Origin of the sequence: Amycolatopsis japonica (assembly GCF_000732925.1) — a bacterium.
GTDB classification, from domain to species: Bacteria; Actinomycetota; Actinomycetes; order Mycobacteriales; family Pseudonocardiaceae; genus Amycolatopsis; species Amycolatopsis japonica.
The window spans coordinates 5,876,140-5,894,422 of record NZ_CP008953.1 but is presented as its reverse complement, the minus strand read 5'-3'; the positions used below and the strand labels follow the sequence as shown (position 1 = coordinate 5,894,422).

19 protein-coding genes and 1 pseudogene are annotated in these 18,283 nt (G+C 70.1%); 12 read left to right on the top strand and 8 right to left on the bottom strand.

Translation table 11 applies throughout. From position 1 onward, the window contains the following. Window positions 1-7: 7 nt before the first annotated feature. Window positions 8-853: an alpha/beta fold hydrolase gene (locus AJAP_RS27205; protein WP_038516505.1), complete on the bottom strand. Its 846-nt coding sequence runs from the start codon at window positions 851-853 to the stop codon at window positions 8-10. Window positions 854-911: 58 nt separating this feature from the next. Between AJAP_RS27205 and AJAP_RS27200 the strand changes: the two genes are divergently transcribed. Continuing rightward, the gene (locus AJAP_RS27200; protein ID WP_038516502.1) at window positions 912-1,439 is read left to right on the top strand and encodes a CGNR zinc finger domain-containing protein; all 528 of its coding nucleotides are present in this window, start codon (window positions 912-914) and stop codon (window positions 1,437-1,439) included. Here the strand turns inward: AJAP_RS27200 and AJAP_RS27195 are convergent. Continuing rightward, a complete protein-coding gene (locus tag AJAP_RS27195; protein WP_016332644.1) occupies window positions 1,436-1,963 on the bottom strand; it encodes an amino-acid N-acetyltransferase in 528 nt (175 codons plus the stop codon). The two genes, AJAP_RS27200 and AJAP_RS27195, sit on opposite strands and share 4 nt — an antisense overlap. 88 nt (window positions 1,964-2,051) lie before the next feature. Between AJAP_RS27195 and rimO the strand changes: the two genes are divergently transcribed. The 4 genes from rimO to AJAP_RS27175 all read left to right on the top strand — a co-directional run bounded on the left by rimO (window position 2,052) and on the right by AJAP_RS27175 (window position 5,147). Continuing rightward, window positions 2,052-3,500, top strand: coding sequence for a 30S ribosomal protein S12 methylthiotransferase RimO (gene rimO / locus AJAP_RS27190; protein WP_038516497.1), 1,449 nt, complete (start codon window positions 2,052-2,054; stop codon window positions 3,498-3,500). Continuing rightward, window positions 3,497-4,138 carry a CDP-diacylglycerol--glycerol-3-phosphate 3-phosphatidyltransferase gene (pgsA, locus tag AJAP_RS27185; protein WP_037343142.1) on the top strand — a complete coding sequence of 214 codons (642 nt, stop codon included), beginning with the start codon at window positions 3,497-3,499 and terminating at the stop codon, window positions 4,136-4,138. Before rimO ends, pgsA begins: the two co-directional genes overlap by 4 nt. Continuing rightward, window positions 4,135-4,596 (top strand): CinA family protein, encoded by a 462-nt coding sequence (locus AJAP_RS27180; RefSeq protein ID WP_038516494.1) that lies wholly within the window; start codon window positions 4,135-4,137, stop codon window positions 4,594-4,596. Before pgsA ends, AJAP_RS27180 begins: the two co-directional genes overlap by 4 nt. A gap of 101 nt (window positions 4,597-4,697) precedes the next feature. Continuing rightward, window positions 4,698-5,147 (top strand): helix-turn-helix domain-containing protein, encoded by a 450-nt coding sequence (locus AJAP_RS27175; RefSeq protein WP_038516491.1) that lies wholly within the window; start codon window positions 4,698-4,700, stop codon window positions 5,145-5,147. A 54-nt stretch (window positions 5,148-5,201) separates the two neighbouring features. Here AJAP_RS27175 and AJAP_RS27170 read toward each other — a convergent pair whose 3' ends face one another. Further along, window positions 5,202-5,681, bottom strand: coding sequence for a carboxymuconolactone decarboxylase family protein (locus tag AJAP_RS27170; RefSeq protein WP_038516488.1), 480 nt, complete (start codon window positions 5,679-5,681; stop codon window positions 5,202-5,204). A 173-nt stretch (window positions 5,682-5,854) separates the two neighbouring features. Between AJAP_RS27170 and AJAP_RS27165 the strand changes: the two genes are divergently transcribed. The 4 genes from AJAP_RS27165 to AJAP_RS27150 all read left to right on the top strand — a co-directional run bounded on the left by AJAP_RS27165 (window position 5,855) and on the right by AJAP_RS27150 (window position 10,854). After that, window positions 5,855-6,736: an RNA polymerase sigma-70 factor gene (locus AJAP_RS27165; protein WP_038516485.1), complete on the top strand. Its 882-nt coding sequence runs from the start codon at window positions 5,855-5,857 to the stop codon at window positions 6,734-6,736. A gap of 220 nt (window positions 6,737-6,956) precedes the next feature. Beyond that, window positions 6,957-7,799 carry a PspA/IM30 family protein gene (locus AJAP_RS27160; RefSeq protein WP_007029352.1) on the top strand — a complete coding sequence of 281 codons (843 nt, stop codon included), beginning with the start codon at window positions 6,957-6,959 and terminating at the stop codon, window positions 7,797-7,799. Between the two features lie 73 nt (window positions 7,800-7,872). Further along, the gene (pspM, locus tag AJAP_RS27155; protein ID WP_038516483.1) at window positions 7,873-8,853 is read left to right on the top strand and encodes a phage shock envelope stress response protein PspM; all 981 of its coding nucleotides are present in this window, start codon (window positions 7,873-7,875) and stop codon (window positions 8,851-8,853) included. Window positions 8,854-9,219: 366 nt separating this feature from the next. Further along, window positions 9,220-10,854 carry an amidase family protein gene (locus AJAP_RS27150; protein ID WP_038516480.1) on the top strand — a complete coding sequence of 545 codons (1,635 nt, stop codon included), beginning with the start codon at window positions 9,220-9,222 and terminating at the stop codon, window positions 10,852-10,854. Here AJAP_RS27150 and AJAP_RS27145 read toward each other — a convergent pair. From AJAP_RS27145 to AJAP_RS27125, 5 genes and pseudogenes are all read right to left on the bottom strand, one after another. Then, window positions 10,814-11,863 (bottom strand): quinone-dependent dihydroorotate dehydrogenase, encoded by a 1,050-nt coding sequence (locus tag AJAP_RS27145; protein WP_038516478.1) that lies wholly within the window; start codon window positions 11,861-11,863, stop codon window positions 10,814-10,816. The genes AJAP_RS27150 and AJAP_RS27145 overlap by 41 nt on opposite strands. A gap of 23 nt (window positions 11,864-11,886) precedes the next feature. Further along, on the bottom strand, window positions 11,887-12,447 hold the full coding sequence (locus tag AJAP_RS27140) for a GNAT family N-acetyltransferase (RefSeq protein ID WP_038516475.1): 561 nt from the start codon (window positions 12,445-12,447) through the stop codon (window positions 11,887-11,889). A 362-nt stretch (window positions 12,448-12,809) separates the two neighbouring features. Beyond that, window positions 12,810-13,417: pseudogene (locus AJAP_RS45370) on the bottom strand (adenosine deaminase); the annotation flags it as partial. Window positions 13,418-13,750: 333 nt separating this feature from the next. Beyond that, window positions 13,751-14,554, bottom strand: a complete 804-nt coding sequence (locus AJAP_RS27130; RefSeq protein ID WP_038516473.1) for a DNA-formamidopyrimidine glycosylase family protein — start codon at window positions 14,552-14,554, stop codon at window positions 13,751-13,753. 6 nt (window positions 14,555-14,560) lie between these two features. Beyond that, a complete protein-coding gene (locus AJAP_RS27125; RefSeq protein ID WP_007029346.1) occupies window positions 14,561-15,427 on the bottom strand; it encodes a ParA family protein in 867 nt (288 codons plus the stop codon). Between the two features lie 109 nt (window positions 15,428-15,536). Here AJAP_RS27125 and AJAP_RS27120 point away from each other — a divergent pair, with 109 nt between their 5' ends. The 3 genes from AJAP_RS27120 (at window position 15,537) to AJAP_RS27110 (ending at window position 18,252) form a co-directional block, all read left to right on the top strand. Further along, window positions 15,537-16,271 carry a methyltransferase domain-containing protein gene (locus AJAP_RS27120; protein WP_037343156.1) on the top strand — a complete coding sequence of 245 codons (735 nt, stop codon included), beginning with the start codon at window positions 15,537-15,539 and terminating at the stop codon, window positions 16,269-16,271. Window positions 16,272-16,420: 149 nt separating this feature from the next. Then, complete coding sequence (gene dinB / locus AJAP_RS27115; protein WP_038516470.1) at window positions 16,421-17,638, top strand: DNA polymerase IV; 1,218 nt, start codon at window positions 16,421-16,423, stop codon at window positions 17,636-17,638. A 197-nt stretch (window positions 17,639-17,835) separates the two neighbouring features. Then, complete coding sequence (locus tag AJAP_RS27110) at window positions 17,836-18,252, top strand: DUF3040 domain-containing protein (protein ID WP_037343159.1); 417 nt, start codon at window positions 17,836-17,838, stop codon at window positions 18,250-18,252. Window positions 18,253-18,283: the final 31 nt, after the last annotated feature.

The window sequence follows — 18,283 nt, the reverse complement described above, 5'->3', positions numbered from 1 at the left end:
CGCCCTTCTACAGATTCTTCGCCAGGAAGCGGTCGATCAGGTCGCTGATCGGTTCGAGGTCCTCCTCCAGCGCGAAATGCCCGGTGTCGAAGAGGTGGACCTCCGCCGAGGGAACATCTTTCCGGAAAGCCTCGGCTCCCGCCGGGACGAAGAACGGGTCGTTGCGACCCCACACCGCGAGCACGGGCGGCTGGGCTTCGCGCAGCCACGCCTGGAACTTCGGGTACGCGGGCGGGTTGTTCCGGTAGTCCCAGAACAGGTCCAACATCGCCTCCGCCCGGCCGGGCAGGCCGAGAAAGTACTCGTCCAGCAGGTAGTTCGAGGGATCGATGGCCTCCGGGTCGCGGGCGCCGGTGTACTGGTAGCGGATCTGTTCCGGTTCGAGGATCGCTTCGAAGCCGCGCCGCGCCTCGGTTTCGTCGGTCAGGGAAGGGAAGTCCGGCATCGCCGGGCCGAGCCCCTCGACGTAGGCGTTGCCGTTCTGCGTGATCAGCGCCGTGATCTGGGAGGGCCGCGACACCGCCAGCCGCAGGCCCGTCGGAGCGCCGAAATCGAAGACGTAGAGCGCGTATCGCCGCAGCTCCAGCGCGTCCACGAACTCGCCGACGACCTCCGCGAGCCGGTCGAAGGTGAACGTGAAGCCCTCGGGCGTGACGGTCTGGCCGAAGCCCGGCAGGTCCGGGGCGACGAGCCGCCACCGGCCGGCGAGACGCCGCATCAGCCGCACGAACTGGTGCGAAGACGTCGGGTAGCCGTGCAGCAGGAGCAACACGGGCGCTTCGGGGTCGCCGGCTTCGCGATAGAAGACCTCGACGTCGCCGAGCTTGACGGAACGGTGCCGGATGGTCGCCATGAACACTCCCTAATGGTTAAAACTGTCTAGAACCATTAGTACCTGATAGTGTCAAGGCATGCTCGATCTCGACTCGCTTCCCGGTGACGATCTCGCGGTGAACCTCGCCGACACGGTCATGCTGGCCGTCTCGCCGTCGATCGACCTGCTCGACGACGGCCATGCGAAGTTCTGGTCGGCACAGGCTCTGCCGGAAGGCGCCAGCGCGCCTTCACCCGAGCAGACGAGACGGCTGCGTTCGGCGGTGCGCGAACTGCTGGAGGCGGTCGTGGCGGCGCGGGAGCCCGAGGCGTGGGCGGTGGAGCGGGTGAACGCGGCCGCGGCCGCCGTCCCGACCAGTCCGCGGCTGATCGACGGGGGAGCGGAGACGTGCTGGCACGGCGAGGACGGCGGGGAGATCGCCCTCGCCGCCGTCGCGGTCGCGGCGATCGCCCTCGTGTCCGGACCGCGCGCGGCTCAGCTGCGGCGATGCGGCGCGCACGACTGCTCGATGCTGTTCGTGGCGGCCAACAGCCGGCGGGTGTGGTGCACGCCGTCGCTGTGCGGCAACCGGGTGCGGGTCGCGCGCCACGCCGCGAAGAGCTAGAGCTCCAGCAGCATCCGGCTGTTGCCCAAGGTGTTCGGCTTCACGTACGGCAGGTCGAGGAACTCCGCCACACCCGGATCCGCCGAGCGCCGCATCTCCTCGTAGACCTCCTGGGTCACCGGCGTCCCGTCGATCTCGACGAAGCCGTGCCCGGCGAAGAAATGGGTCTCGAAGGTCAGCACGAACAGCCGTTTCAGCCCGATCTCGCGCGCGAAGTCGATCAGCTGCCCGACCAGCGCGTGCCCGATGCCGCGCCCCCGGGAGTCCTTGTCGACCGCGATGGTGCGCAGCTCCGCGATGTCCTCCCACAGCACGTGGAGCGCGCCGCAGCCGAGCACGTCGTCGCCGTCCTCGACCACCCAGAACTCCTGGACGCTCTCGTAGAGGGTGACGAGTTCCTTCTCCAGCAGCACCGTCCCGGCGTCGGAGTCGACCAGCGCCTTGATCTTGCGGACGTCCGCGATCCGCGCCCGGCGGACGGTGGGGCGGCGGTGCGGGAGAGGGTCTGAGGGCACGTCCACCATTAAGCCATCCCCGGCGCCCGGCCCGGTCGAGGGCTCGCCCGAGCGAGCGATCGCCGACCCCGCGAACAGGCCAGCTACCCTAAGGCACGTGCCTTCTCCCACCACTGATCCTGTCGCCACCCGTCGCGTTTCCTTGTTGACCCTCGGTTGCGCCCGCAACGAGGTCGATTCCGAGGAGCTCGCCGGACGGCTGGCGGCGGGCGGCTGGGAGCTCGCCGCCGAGCCCGAGGACTCCGACGTCGTGGTCGTCAACACCTGCGGCTTCGTCGAATCCGCGAAGAAGGACTCCGTCGACACGCTGCTCGCGGCGTCCGACACCGGCAAGAAGGTCGTCGCCGTCGGCTGCATGGCCGAGCGCTACGGCAACGAGCTGGCCGAGAGCCTGCCCGAGGCCGACGCGGTCCTGGGCTTCGATCACTACGCCGACCTCGCCGAGCGTCTCGACGACGTCGTGGCCGGCCGCAAGGTCGAGTCGCACACGCCGTCCGACCGCCGCAAGCTGCTGCCGATCAGCCCGGTCCAGCGCCCGACCGCCGCCGAGTCGGTCGAGGTGCCCGGCCACGCGCAGCACGGCTGGGGCCCGCGCGTGCTGCGGACCAGGCTCGACACCTCCCCGGTGGCCGCGCTGAAGATCGCTTCCGGCTGCGACCGCCGCTGCTCGTTCTGCGCGATCCCGTCCTTCCGCGGCTCCTTCGTGTCGCGGCAGCCGGACGAGATCGTCGCCGAGGCGATGTGGCTCGCGGAGAACGGCGTCAAGGAGGTCTTCCTCGTCTCGGAGAACTCCACCTCCTACGGCAAGGACTTCGGCCGCGACGGCGCCCGCGCGCTGGAGCTGCTGGTGCCGCGCCTGGCCGCGGTGCCCGGTATCGAACGCGTCCGCGTTTCGTACCTGCAGCCCGCCGAGACACGCCCCGGCCTGGTCAAGGCCATCGCGACCACCCCGGGTGTGGCCGACTACTTCGATCTGTCCTTCCAGCACTCCAGCGAGACCGTGCTGCGCCGCATGCGCCGCTTCGGCTCCACGGACTCGTTCCTCGCGCTGTGCGACCAGATCCGGGAGCACTCGCCGAACGCCGGCATCCGCACCAACGTCATCGTCGGGTTCCCCGGCGAGACCGAAGAGGACGTCGCCGAGCTGGAGCGCTTCCTCAACGGCGCGCGGCTCGACGCGGTGGGCGTGTTCGGTTACTCCGACGAGGACGGCACCGAGGCCGAGACCTTCGACGGCAAACTCGACGAGTCCGTGGTGGCCGAGCGGGTCGCGCGGATCTCCGCGCTGGTCGAGGAGCTGACCTCGCAGCGCGCCGAGGACCGCATCGGGGATTTCGTCGACGTCCTGATCGAGCAGGCGGAGGACGGCGAGGACCCGATCGGCCGCGCCGCGCACCAGGCCCCCGAGGTCGACGGCGAATGCGTCCTCGTCGAGACCGAAGACCTGCCCCAGCTCGCGGTGGGCGACTTCGTCCGCTGTGAGGTCGTCGACTCCGAGGGTGTCGACCTGATCGTGCGGCCCGCGCCGCCCGAGGCCGACCGGTGAATGCCGCCCCGAGCGACGCCGGGGCCGGTGAGGGGACGGGCGGTGAGCACGCCCGGGTACCCGAGGCCACCCCGGTCCCGACCCTGAACCTGGCGAACCTGCTCACGATGTCGCGGCTGGTGCTGGTGCCGCTGTTCGTGATGGCGCTGTTCGCCGGCGACGGGGAGGACACGTTCTGGCGCGCGATCGCCACCGCGCTGTTCGCGATCGCGTCGTTCACCGACCAGGTCGACGGCTGGGTCGCACGCAAATACGGGCTGATCACCGACTTCGGCAAGATCGCCGACCCGATCGCCGACAAGGCGCTGATCGGCGCCGCGCTGATCGGCTTGAGCGTGCTCGGTGAACTGGGCTGGTGGGTCACCATCGTCATCGCGGTCCGCGAGATCGGCGTGACCCTGCTGCGGTTCTGGGTGATCCGGCACGGCGTCATCCCGGCCAGCCGGGGCGGCAAGGCCAAGACGCTCGCGCAGATCGCGGCCATCACCGCGTACCTGCTGCCCCTGCCCGCGTCGGCCGAGCCGGTGCGCTGGGTGCTGATGGGGCTCGCGCTGGTGCTGACCGTCGTGACCGGTCTCGACTACGTCGTACGCGCGGTCCGGCTGCGCGCGGCGGGACGGCGTGCCGCGGGCGCATGAATGCTGAGACGTTGATCACTCACCTGATCGGGCGTGGGGAGACGGTGGCGACGGCCGAGTCGCTGACCGCCGGTCTGGTCTGCGCGACGCTGACCGAGGTCCCCGGATCGAGTGCCGTCGTACGCGGCGGGCTGGTGGTCTACGCCACCGACCTCAAGGCGAAGCTGGCCGGGGTCGACGAAGACCTCCTCGCCGCGCAGGGCGCCGTGCATCCCGAGGTCGCGGCGCAGTTGGCCGCCGGCGCGAGGGACCGGTGCGGCGCCACGTGGGGTCTCGGCCTGACCGGCGTCGCGGGTCCGGACGGCCAGGACGGCGTCGCTCCCGGCACCGTCCATGTCGGTCTCGCCGGGCCGGACGTCCTCACCGTCCGTACGCTGGACTTGAGCGGTGATCGAGCCTCGGTCAGGGCCGGTGCCGTCTCCGGCGCGTTCGCCCTGCTGGGGGAACATCTCGCATGATCGCCGCGTTCGCCCTTGGCGTATTGCCGTGTCAACACCTGCGCCCAGGGCACCGCTCTGGGTAACGTAGGGGGTAGTCAGTCCTGGAAGGGAGGCGCGTGATGACCGTGCTGTTGCGCGAGGCGATCGGCGACCGGCTCCGACACGCCCGCACGAACCAGCGTCGAACGCTGCGGGACATCTCCCGCGCCGCCAGGGTGAGCCTCGGTTACCTGTCCGAGGTCGAGCGCGGGCAGAAGGAGGCGTCCAGCGAGCTGCTGGCGTCCATTTGCGAGGCCCTGGACCTTCCGCTGGGCGAACTCCTGCACAAGGTCGCGGCGGACGTCTCGGCGATGGACAACGTCGAGGTCGCCCCGGTGGCCGAGAAGGTCGAAGCGGGCAAGAGGCGCGCTCCGGAGCGGGAAAGCGCCGAAGCGGGCGAGCTCGAAGGCGGCAGGCTGGTGTCCGAGCTGATCGGCAACGACCTGGCCGACCTGCGGATCTCGCCGCCGCCGCGGATGAGCCCCGCGCTGCGGACGACGATCTCCGCACCGAAGATGGTCGCCGCTTAGCGAAGGTCGTGAACGGGAGAGGCCCCAGGCAGTCCGCCTGGGGCCTCTTCGGCGTCAGTTCGCGTCGAACGTGCCCGCCTGGTAGGAGCCACCTTTGGTGTGCGTGATCACGAGCAGCCGGTTGGCGGCGTTGATCATCGCGACCAGGTAGACCAGCGCGGCGACCTGATCGTCGTCGTAGTGCTTCCGCACCAGGGCCCAGGTCTCGTCGGAGACGCCCTGGTGCGCGTCGACGATCCGGCTGCCCTCCTCCGCGAGCGCCAGCGCGGCCTGCTCGGCCTCGGTGAACACCGTCGATTCGCGCCAGGCGGCGACCAGGTTGACGCGGACCGCGGGTTCCCCGGCGGCCGCCAGATCCTTGGCGTGGGCGTCGACGCAGAACCCGCAGCCGTTGAGCTGGCTGGCCCGCAGCGACACCAGTTCCTGGGTGACCTTGGGCAGGGATGAACCCTTGATGCCGACACTGACGTTCGCGAAGCGCTTGCCGAGCTTGGCGCCGAGCTCGGTGCCGTTCAGGTCGAAACGGGAATCCATGATCTCGTCCTCTTTCGTGGTCGTGTGCCGAACTTGACGACCACCAGACGCCGACGGCCCGGCCGCGCTGACAGGCTCGGGGCGTGACGAGCGCCACGGCTCCGGCGTGTCAGAAATCGGGGGGACGCGGCGTCTGGTGGGGGCCACGCGTCACCGAGAACAGGAGCGAGTCCATGTCCGACACCGCCACGGAGGCGTTCGTCGCCCACCGGAACCTGCTGTTCACCGTCGCCTACGAGATGCTCGGTTCGGCCGCCGACGCGGAGGACGTCCTGCAGGAGACCTGGCTGCGCTGGTCGGGCGTCGACCTCGGCGCCGTGGAGAACCCGCGCGCCTACCTGGTCCGCATCACCACCCGGCAGGCGCTCGGCAGGCTGCGGACGCTCGGCCGCCGCAAGGAGTCCTACGTCGGTCCTTGGCTGCCCGAACCGCTGCTCACCAGCCCCGACGTGGCCGACGACGTCGAGCTGGCCGACAGCGTCTCGATGGCGATGCTGCTGGTGCTGGAGACGCTCACGCCGACCGAGCGCGCGGTGTTCGTGCTGCGCGAGGTGTTCGACGTGCCCTACGGCGAGATCGCCGAAGCCGTCGGCAAGACCCAGGCCGCGGTCCACCAGATCGCCCACCGGGCGCGGGCGCACGTCGCCGCCCGGCGGCCGCGCGGTGCCGCGTCCCCCGGCGAGACCAAGGACGTGCTCGACGCGTTCCACCGCGCGGTCAGGACCGGTGACCTGCAGGGACTGCTCGACGTGCTGTCACCGGACGTCGTCTTCCTCGGTGACGGCGGCGGAGTGGTGCAGGCCGTGCTGGAGCCCGTGGTCGGCGCCGCGCTGGTCGCGCCGCTGCTGGCGGCGAGCCGTCCGGTCCGCGACGAGGCGGCGACGATGGCCACGGCGCAGGTCAACGGCCATCCCGCGCTGATCCTCCGGCTCGGCGGGGAGGTCGACACGGTCGTCGCGCTGCGTGTCGAGGACGGTCTCGTCACCGGCCTCTACGCGGTGCGCAACCCCGAGAAGTTGTCACGCATGGACCAGGAGACCGTCCTGGGGCGCTGACTCCGGCCGTTTTCACCCACCGTCACCGGCAGGTGAACCCGAAAGGTCGCGGACGTCACAGTCAGGGGGATCCCTGAATTCCGTCGGGGTCGCCTGGAACGCGGGACGCCGACCTGACACGATGGAACTCAACGCCGGGGTCGGGACGTTGCAACATCACAGAGGGGACGCCCCACCTCGAGGTAACAGCCCGTGGGATGCGAGAAGGCAGGCGGAGGAGATGGCCAACCCGTTCGTGAAGTTCTGGAAGTACATGATGGCGGCGTTCTCGTCGAAGATCGACGAGCACGCCGACCCGAAGGTACAGATCCAGCAGGCCATCGAGGAGGCGCAGCGCAACCACCAGGCGCTGACCCAGCAGGCCGCCTCGGTGATCGGTAACCAGCGTCAGCTGGAGATGAAGCTGAACCGCCAGCTCGGCGACGTGGAGAAGCTGCAGGCTTCGACCCGCCAGGCGCTGGTGCTCGCCGACGAGGCGCGTGCCAAGGGCGACGAGCAGAAGGCGACCGAGTTCGAGAACGCGGCGGAGAGCTTCGCCGCGCAGCTCGTCACCGCCGAGCAGAGCATCGAAGACCTCAAGACCCTGCACGACCAGTCGCTTCAGGCTGCGGAGCAGGCGAAGAAGGCCGTCGAGCGCAACGCGACCATGCTGCAGCAGAAGCTGGCCGAGCGCACCAAGCTGCTCTCGCAGCTGGAGCAGGCGAAGATGCAGGAGCAGGTCTCCGCTTCGCTGAACCAGATGAGCCAGCTGGCCGCGCCGGGCAACACCCCGTCGCTGGAAGACGTTCGCGACAAGATCGAGAAGCGCTACACCACCGCGCTCGGCTCGGCCGAACTCGCACAGAACTCCGTCCAGGGCCGGATGATGGAGGTCCAGGCCTCCACGACGCAGCTCGCGGGGCACTCGCGGCTGGAGCAGATCCGCGCGTCCATGAAGGGTGACTCCGTCGCTCAGGTGACCGACGGCAAGACCGCCGCCGCGCCGAAGGCGTCGAGCTCCGCGGACATCCAGCGTGAGATTCAGGCACGGGTTCAGGCCGAACAGGGCAAGAACCCCGCCTGACACACCAACTGGAGCCGGTCCCGCACCCCGCGCGGGTGCGGGACCGGTCTCACCAGAAGACAGGGGAGAGGGCATGGGGCAGGGCAGGCGCAAGGACTTCGGGGAGTTCACCGCCAAGCTTGAGAAGCACATCGAAAAGCTGCCCGACTACGCCCAGCGCGCGCAGGAGAAGCTGCAGCGCTACATCCCGCCCTCCGAGCAGGGTTCTTCCCCGCGCCCCGCTCCGCCTTCACGGCCGCGTCCCCAGATGCCGCAGATGCCGGCCATGCCGAAGATCTCGCAGCAGCTGACGTCGATGGCCGCCGGGCAGATCCCGGTCGTGGCCGACGCGAAGGCCAAATGGGCGCGCTGGAACGAACCCGCCGCCAAACTGGAGCGACGCAAACGCCGTGCCTCGCGGGCGCTGACGTTCTGGATCCTCCTCACCTTCCTTTGTGGACTGTTCGCCGTCGTCGCGGGCACCGGCTTGTTGAAGGACGGTCAGGCCGACGTCCTCCAGGCCATCGCGGGCGGCGCCTTCGCCGTCATCTTCGGGACTTTCGGGGTGAAGTCGGGGCTGCGGCTGCGGACGCTCAACCGCACCGTGCTGCCCGCCGCCCCCGCCACTCCGCCGCCGCTGCCCCCGGCGCGGTCGGTCGCGCGTGAGCCGATGGAGCGCCTCGCCGAGAGCGAGGCTTCGCTGGCGGAGCTGCTTCGCCAGCTTTCGCAGCCGACGTCGCTCGGCACCATGCCGGTCTCGGAGATCGCCGTCGCGGACGCTCGCACCACCGCCGCCGAGGCGGCACAGGCCCTGCGCGGGCTCGCCGGCCGGATCCAGGCCATCGAACGCGGCCGCGACGCCGCGCCCGAGCGGGAACGCGGCGCCCTCGACGCCGCCATCAAGCAACTGCGCGAGCAGCTCGACGACGGTCTCGACGGCTACGGCGGTCTCGTCGCGGCCGCCGGGCACACCGTCGCCGCGAGCTCGGATGGCATGACGTCGTCCAAGGAATCCCTCTCCGACGCGACCGACAAGCTCGCCGGCCTCGCCATGGCCCTGCGCGAACTCTCCTGATCTCGATGATGTCCGTCTGATCACGCGAGTTCCGCCTTCGATCACGCGAGATCGCTGTTCAAACACGCGAGGTCCGGAAACGGGTAGGGTCTGAGCAGGCGCTTTCCTGGACCATCGTCTCATTCGTCGTCGCTAATACTCCATTGCGTAACGACCTGCTCACTGTGCGGTACCGAAACGCTCGCGTGACCCGAATCCGCTGGTGACGGCAACCCGCGATGCCTAACGTTTCCTACATGCACGCAGTGCTCATCCCAGCCCGGGCCTGAACCCAGCCCGCGTGAGCGGGCGTCCCAGGGTGGCGGACCGGACACAGTGGATCTCGCGCAGTGGTCTTTCTCGTCCCCACCGAGGAAAGGACGCCCAGTGACGACGCTCCCCCCGGAACCAGAGCCGACCCCCGTCCCGCCTCCCAGCTCGTACCAGCGCGTCATAGCCGCCTACGACCGGATAGCCGAAGTCGACCGCCCCGACGTCTGGATCACCCTCCGCCCTGTGGAAGACGCCCTCGTGGACGCGAAAGCCGTCGATGAACGGCTTCGCGCGGGGGCGGACCTGCCGCTCGCGGGCACCTTGGTGGCGGTCGCGGACGTGGTCGACGTCGCCGGTCTTCCCACGGCGGGCGAGGACGTCTGCTGTACCGGCGCCACCTCGGTGTCCCGGCTGACCGCGGCCGGGGCGGTCGTGATCGGCAAGACCAACTGCGACCGGTTCGGCAGCGACCTCGAGCACACGCGCAGCCCCTACGGCGCCGTGAGCGCGGCGCTGAACACCGCCCGGGTCTCCGGGAGCGCGAGCAGCGGCGCGGCCGTCGCCGTCGCGCTCGGCCTCGTCGATCTCGCGGTCGGCACGGACACGGCGGGCGCGGGCCGCGTTCCCGCTTCGCTCAACGGGATCGTCGGCCTGAAGCCGACACTGGGTCTCGTGCCGAAGACCGGCGCCGCGCCGTGCGGCGGGATCGCCCTGTTCGCCCGCAGCCTCACCTTGGGGCAGCGCGCGCTGGGACTGATGACCGGTCCCGACGGGATCGACCCGCTCGCCCGCGACTGGCCGCCGGACGTCCGGCTGTCGGCGGGCGACCGGCCGCGGGTGGCGATCCCGGGCTCCGACACGCTCACCGGTCTTTCGCTGCAGTCCCGATCCGCCTTCCTCGGCGCGGTTTCGGCGCTGAGGGCGTCCGGCGCCCTCGTGGAGACCGTGGAGGTCTCGGCACTGCTGAAAGTCGGCGAGCTGATCCACGACGACGGCTTCACCGCCGACAGGCACCGTGTCGCCGAGGCCGGGATGCTCGCGCTCCGGATGCTGTCCGAGTACGACGCCCTCGTGCTCCCGACCGTCGCGGACCATCCCGAGGTCTCCGAGGCGTTGTCCGATCCGGACGGTGTCTCGAAGCGGCTGGAGCGTTTCACGGCGTTCGTCAACCTGCTCGACCTCGCCGCCGTCACGGTTCCGGCGTCGCCGTCGGATCTCGGGCCGTACGGGGTTTCGGTGGTGGTGCGGCCGTTCGACGACCAGGTCGCCATCGACCTGGCCGCCGTGCTCACCGACGAACAGGCCGATTTCCCTTATCCCGCACCGGGTGCGGATCTCGTGGTGTTCGGCGCGCATCTGCGCGGGCAGCCCTTGAACGGAAGCCTGGTCCGCGCCGGGGCGCGGTTCACCGGGCTGGTCCAGACCGGCGAGGGCTACCGGATGTTGTTGCTGCCCACCGATCCGCCCCAGCCAGGGGTGGTTCCGGTGAGCGCCACGGGCGAGCACACGATGCTTTCGGGTGAACGCTGGCGGCTCTCGCCCGCCGCCCTCGGTGCCTTCGCCGCCACGCTGCCCGCGCCGTTCGTCCTGGGCCGGATCCGGCTGGAGAACGGGGAAACGCCGCTGGCCGTCCTGTGCGACCAGGCCGCCACCGCGACGGCGACGGAGCTGACGCGGTACCAGTGCTGGCGTGCCTATCTCAGGTTCGTCAGTACGGCCGGGCCGCGAGACCTCGGGCGACCCGCTTGACCAGACCGGGGCCGTGCAGGGCGAAACCGGTGTAGAGCTGGACGAGACCGGCGCCGGCGTCGAGCATCCGTGCCGCGGCGCCGGCGTCGAAGATCCCGCCGACGCCGATGATCGGCAGCTTGCCGCCGGTCTCGTCGTGCACGAACCGCACCACCTCGACCGAGCGCGCGGTGAGCGGACGGCCGGACAATCCGCCCGCCTGCTCGCCGACGGCGGCTTCGGGCGGGGCGATCCCTTCGCGTGACAGCGTCGTGTTGGTCGCGATCAGCCCGGCGACCCCGTGGTCGAGGCAAACCTCCAGCAGTTCCGCGAGCGCTTCGTCGGTGAGGTCGGGGGCGACCTTCACCAGCACCGGCGTCGGCTTCGCGTCGCCGGCGAGCTCGGCCGAGGTCTCGCGCAGCTCGGCGAGCAGTTCGGCGAGCGCGGACTTGTCCTGCAGCGCGCGCAGCCCCGGGGTGTTCGGGGAACTGACGTTGATCGCGAAGTAGTCGGCGTACGGGTACAAGGCCCGCAGCGAGAACCGGTAGTCCTCGACGGCTTCGTCGAGCGGGGTCACCTTGGACTTGCCGATGCTGACGCCGAGCGGCACCGGCGGCTTCCCGGTCGCGGCGAGGCGGGCGGCGAGCGCTTCGGCGCCTTCGTTGTTGAAGCCCATCCTGTTGATCACCGCGTCGGTCTGGGCGAGGGTGAACAGCCGCGGTTTGTCGTTGCCCGGCTGCGGATGCCGGGTGACCGTGCCGACCTCGACGAAGCCGAAACCGAGCGCGGGCCACGCGTGCAGCGCGCGGCCGTTCTTGTCCATCCCGGCGGCGAGCCCGACCCGGTTCGGGAAGCGCAGGCCGAGGAAGGTGACCGGATCGTCCGTCCGGTAGACGCGGCCGAGCGCGGCGAGCGCGGGGGAGACCCGGCTCAGCCTGGCGAGCGAGCCGATGGTGCGTTCGTGCACGGTTTCGGGGTCGCTGCCGGAGACCCGGTAGAGAGCGGGGCGGACGATCTTGTCGAAGAGCACGGCCCCATCATGCCTGGTGAGCTTTAGTGCTTCGCCTTCCACTCGTCTTCGAGCATCGCGAAGACGAGTTCGTCGGTCCATTCACCCTTGACGACCTCGTTCTCGCGCAGATGGGCCTCCTTGCGCATGCCGAGGCGTTCCATCAGCGCGGCCGACGCGGTGTTGCGTCCGTCACAGCGGCCGATGATCCGGTGCAGGCCCAGCTCTTCGAAGCCGAGGCGCAGCAGTTCGGTGGCGGCCTCCGCGGCGAACCCCTTGCCGTGGTGATCGGGATGGAAGACGAACCCGATCTCGCCCTGACGGTGCTCGCTGCTGAGGTACTCGAGGTTCAGGTCGCCGATCAGCTGCCCGGTCTCGGTCAGCTCGACGGCCACCGCGAGGAGCTGGCCTTCCTTCGACAGGCTGCTGCTGTGCACCCGTTTCGCGAGCGCGGCGGCGGATTCGGCCCGGCTGCGCGGGCCCCAGTAGAGGTAGCGGGCGACGTCGGCGCGGGACTGGAAGGAGTTGAGTTCGTCGAGATCCGCGGACGTGAAGGCGCGGAGGGTCAGTCGCTGGGTGATGATCGGGAAATCGGGCCTCAGCATGGCGTCAGGCTATCCAGTCGGCGGGGTTCCTGGGGGCGGAACTGCGGCGGACGGTCCTTCGGGGCGGCGGATGGTCCTCCCACCCCGGAAATAAGGGGTACCCCCGAGGCGGCTCCCGGACGCCGGGAATCGGCGTCCGGGCCCGAGCCGGACCGGTGCTCGGGAACCTCGGGGGCCCGGTGACTGCCTGGTATTCGCTATCAGGCATCACGCGAAGCAGAGACGACGAGCCGAAGGTGGCTCCAACTTGCGTTGTATCGCTGCTCTGAAGTCCTACGCGTGGGGTCCGCTAGCGGACAGCCACCTCACGAGTCCTGTTGGAATACAACTTTGGACCACCTCCTCTCTCGTGTACCGCCACGCTATGCGAGGAGTTCGGGGTCCTGCAACAAGATTTCGTCGATCTCCCGCAGCAGGGCGGTCTTGTCCGCCGAGGGCAGAAAAGAGGCTTCCACGGCGTTCTTCGCGAACAGGGCGATTTCGGCCGCCGTCAGTCCGAGGGTTTCGGCCACCGCCACGTACTCGCCGTCGAGGGTGGCACCGAACATCGGCGGGTCGTCGGTGTTGAGCGTGACCGCTGGTTTGTCGCGCGCTGACGGAAACATTCCGCGGGGCGCGCCGGCCCCTGACACGTCGGGTCTGCGCGGAAGGCGCCCCGCAAAACGTTTCCGTGGGCCTTCGGCCCGAAAGAGGGCGCGCGACGGTGAAGTCTCCGTCGGGCGCGGGGCGACCTTGGGGAGACCGCGTGGTCGCGGTCGTCCGGTCCCGTTCGAGCAACCGCCGAGCCCGAAGGACACCAGCCCTTCGGGGCGTTCGCGGAGCGCGAACACGACCGTCTCGCGGCCGCGACGACCCCTTTCTCACCGGGAATGTCGAAGCACCAGGCCAGTTCCACCCCGTGGTCGGCCCGCGCCGCGGCCCGCCCGGTGGCGAGCCCTGTGAGGAGATCGTCGGTCGACATGCCATCAGTGTTCGTCTGTCGCGCGCTGACGGAAACCTTCCGCAGGGCGCCAGCTCACGACGCGTGTCGCGGTTGCACGGAGGGCGCCCCGCAAAACGTTTCCGTGGGCCTTCGGCCCGAAAGAGGGCGCGCGACGGTGAAGTCTCCGTCGGGCGTGGAGCGCCCTTGGGGAGACCGCGTAGTTCTGGCAGCGCCTCGCCCGTGAGGATTCCGGGCATGACAAAGCTCCCTGGGAGAAGTGAAAGGTGACGTGCGGAGGGAGCGGGCGGCTCAGGGAGCGAGGTCGCCGCGTTCGGTGTCGGCCCCGTAGAGCGGGAGCTTGAACGGCGTCACGGGTCCAGCTTAGCCGCCGGGAGCGGGCCCGGACTGGCATTTCGGGCAGAACCAGGTCGGCCTCGCCTGGTACCCGTCGCCCTGGGGCGCGACCTTCAGCCGTCCTCCGCAACGGAAGCAGCCTTGTTTGGTCCGTTCGTAGACCCAGTGCTCGCGGCCGCGCCGCAGGTCGCCGGTGGTGGTCTGCGACGTGCGCCAGGCGTTGCTCTTCAGCAGTTTGCGGCCGAGCGCCACCGCTTTCGCCGTGTCCACTTCGGACACCGGTGTCCACGGGGTGACCCCGAGCAGGAAACACATCTCGACCTTGTACATGTTCCCGATCCCGGCCATGATCCGCTGATCCAGCAGGGCGTCGCCCAGTTCGCGGTCCGGGTCCGCGGCGAGCGCGGCCGCCGCCCGCTCCGCCAGCTCGTCCGTCCATTGTGGATCGAGCAGATCCGGGCCGAGGTGGCCGACCAGACGGTCTTCCTCGTCCGTGGGCACGAGTTCGAGGTCGTGCACGCGGAAGCCGATCGCCTGCAGCTCTTCGGTGGCCAGGATGACCCGCGCCTGATGCGCCGGATGCCGCCAGCGGGCGCCCGCCCGGTAGACGTCCCACTTGCCGTCCATCCGCAGATGGCTGTGCAGGGTGAGATCGCCGGAGAGGCGGGTCAGCAGATGTTTGCCGACGGTGCCGACGCCGAGCACGTCCCGTCCGGCGAGATCCGTCGTGGCCAGCTGGGGGACCCTGAACTCGCCGCGCAGCAAGGTCTTGCCCGCCAACGCCTTGTCGAGGACCTTGCCGGCGAGGAAGACGGTGTCGCCTTCGGGCATCGGCGGCTATCCCGTGCCGGTGTCGCTCAGCTTGGCGGGTGCCTCTGTGGTCTCGGGCTCTTCCTCGCCGCGGACGCGATGCCGCCCGGCCCGGCTCGACCGCAGGACCTTCGCCAGCACCATGTTGAAGGTGAGCGCGATCTCCTGCGCGCCGGGGGAGTGCCACTCGTGGATCGGGCTGCACGCGCCCTGCGCCTGCTGCACGGCGAGCCGGTCCGGGATGGCCGTCGGCATCACCAGCGGGCCGAAGTTCTCCCGCAGCTCGGCCACGCGGAACTGGTGCTCGTAGGAGCGCACCCGGAGTTTGTTCACCACGACGCCGATCGGCCGCAGCCCCGGGTTCTGCTCCTCGCGGATCTTCTCGATCGCGTCGAGGGCCCGGCGGGCGCCGGAGACGGCGTACATCGTCGGCTCGGTGACGATCAAGGCGCTGTCCGCGGCCACCAGCGCGGAGCGGGTCAGCCTGCCCAGCGACGGCGGGCAGTCGAGGATCACCAGTTCGTAGGGTTCCTCGCGCAGCGGGTTCGTGTGCAGCTCGTCGAGCGCGCGCGAGAGGTTCTCCAGACGGCGGCTGTCGGCGTCGGGCTCGTTGAGCATCTCCAGCTCTTCTGCGCCGACGAGGACGTCGATCTGGTCGCTCCACACGCTGGGCGCGATCGCGCGTTCGAGCACCGAGCGCACCGGCGTCTCGAGGACGTCGGCCAGCGTGCGATCGGTGAAGGGCGGGTCCAGCGAGGTGGTGGCGTTGCCTTGCGGGTCGAGGTCGGCCACGAGGGTCCGGGCGCCCCTACGCAGCGCGGCGGACGCGACACCGAGGGCGACCGTCGTTTTACCGACGCCACCCTTCAGGCTGAGAACAGCGACCGTGTGCACTCGATACAGCCTACGGGCAGTCCGCGGGGTGGCCCCTTGGCAAGGTGTCGAACACCGCATCGGACTACACCCGACGGGCCGGCGAAGGCGGGCATTACCCTGTGCGTTTATGAAGACGGACACCGTGGCCACGCGGGGATCGGGGGCGGTTCGCCGGGTTCTCGAAGCAGAACTCCGGGCCGCACGGGCGCGAGGCGCACAACAGCCGCACGTCGTCGACGTCGGCGGCGGCAGCGGCGGCTGGGCGGTGCCGCTGGCGTCGGCGGGCTGCCTGGTGACCGTGGTCGAACCGAACCCCAACGCGCTGGCGACCCTGCGCCGCCGCGCGGAAGAAGAGGGCGTCTCCGGAAGCATCACGGTGATCGCCGACGACTCCGACGCGCTCGGAGCCCACGTCGCCGCCGGATCGGCCGACCTCGTCCTCGCGCACGGCCTGCTGGAGGTCGTCGACGACCCTGCGCTCGTGCTCGCCGCGCTGGCCGCCGCGGTCAAACCCGGCGGCGCGGTCTCGGTGCTGGTGGCGAACCGGCACGCCGCGATCCTGCAGCGCGCGCTGGCCGGACGCCTCGGCGAGGCGCGGGAACTGCTCGCGGCCGAAAGCGGCGTGCTCGGCGGCGGCCGCGAGACCGTGCTGCGGCGGTTCGACGCCGAGGCCCTGCGCGCCCAGCTGATCGAGGTGGGCCTCGAGGTGACCTCGCTGCAGGGCGACGGCGTCGTGGCGGACTTCGTGCCCGGCGGGGTGCGGGAAGAGGACCTGGCCGAATTCGAGCTGGCGGCGGCGTCGGTTGCGCCGTTGCGGGACATCGCCAGCCGGCTGCACCTGCTGGCCCGCCGTCCGGCCTGATCGTCGCGGAGCCCTTCCGGATGTCATGAAAGGGTCGTTCAGGACGAAAAATGTCCTGAACGACCCTTTCATGACACTCGCAGCGGGGAACTGTCGGTGGTCCGGGCTAACGTCTGCCCGTGGGACGAAACGCCGAACTGCCCGGAGGGATGGCCCGCTACCGCGTGACGACCGGGGCCACCACCTGGCCCGACGACACCGGCTGCGGCCTGCTGCACGTCGACATGGACGCCTTCTTCGTGTCCTGTGAGCTGCGCACCCGCCCGGAGCTGACGGGTAAGCCGGTGGTCGTCTCCGGTGGCGGCCCGAGGTCGGTCGTCGCGGCCGCGAGCTACGCGGCGCGCGAATTCGGCGTCCGGTCGGCCATGCCGTTCTCGACGGCCAAACGGCTCTGCCCCCAGCTGATCTGCATCACCCCGACACCCGGGCTCTACGGCGAGGTGTCCCAGGGCGTCATGGGGATCTTCCGCGAGCTGACGCCACTGGTGGAGCCGCTGAGCCTGGACGAGGCCTTCCTGGACGTCAGCGGAGCGCTCAAACGGCTGGACTCCTCGCCCGCGCGGCTCGGGGCCTGGATCCGCGAGCGGGTGGCCGCCGATTTCGGGATCAGCTGCTCGGTCGGCGTCGCGAAGGTCAAGTTCGTCGCGAAGCTGGCGTCCGGGATGGCGAAACCGGACGGCATGGTCGTCGTCCCGGCGGCCGAGACGCTCGCGTTCTTGCACCCGCTGCCCGTGTCGGCGCTGTGGGGCGTCGGCAAGCGCACCGAGGAGCATCTGCGGCAGCAGGGGCTCGACACCGTCGCCGACGTCGCCGCCGCCCCGTTGTCCAGGCTGAGGCGGTCGCTCGGGCGGGCGCTGGGGGAGCATCTGTACGCCCTCGCGAACGGGCACGACGACCGCAAGGTCGTCCCGGAGTCGCCGGACAAGTCGATCGGCGCCGAAGTGACCTTCGACGTCGACCTCCACGACCGCTCGGCGCTCGGGCTGGAACTGCTCCGGCTGTCGGAACGCGTCGCCGCCACCTTGCGCCGCCGAGGCCTTCGCGGGCGGACGGTGTCGATCAAGGTCCGGTTCGCGGATTTCAAGACCATCACCCGCGCCAGGACAACCGCCGTCCCGGTGGATGTGGCCCGCGACATCCACCGCACGGCCGTCGAGCTTCTCGCCGAGCACGCGCCGACGGGTGCAGTCCGCCTGATCGGCGTAAGGGTCGAGGGCTTGAACACGGAGAGTAGTGGAGAACAGCTGCTTTTCGCATCATCCGAACCCCGTTGGCGGGATGCGGAAGTCGCGGCCGACGTCGCGAGGTCGAAGTTCGGTGCCGCCGCGGTGCGGCCCGCGTCACTGCTGACCCCCCGTGACCAGTGACATCGCCTGCTCGGTCGCCTTCGGGAGAGCCGAGTCGGGTGGTTTCGCCCAATTCGATCCCTTCTGGATACGGGATCGGGTAGTCGGACGAGCGCGGGGCTCGTATCCTGGACAGAGACACCCCGCCTGGGGTTGTCTGTTGGGTCCATGACGTTGCGCGGCCCGGCGCCCGCGACAGCTGTGCCGGAGGAGGAAAGATGCCACTCTCCGAGCATGAGCAGCGGCTGCTCGATCAGATCGAGCGCGAGCTCTATGCCGAGGACCCCAAGTTCGCATCCACGGTGCGAGGCACCCGGTTGCGCCGCCCCGCCCGCCGACGGCGTTTGCAGGGCATCGCCCTGTTCGTAGTGGGCGTCGCACTGTTGGTGCTCGGCGTGGTGGTCAACATCCGGGTGGCCGAGATCCCAGTGATCAGCGTGCTCGGGTTCCTCGTGATGTTCTTCGGAGTCATGATGGCCGTCACATCGATTCGGCAAGGAGCCGAAGCGGAGGGCGGTAAGGACAGCGGTGGCCCGGGTGGCGGCGGAGGTGGCGGCGGCAAGTCGTCCACGCGCCGGAGCTCGTTCACCCAGCGCATGGAAGAGCGCTTCCGCCAGCGCTTCGAGGAGCAATAGCTCTCACACACGCGAACATGCCGGCAGGGCG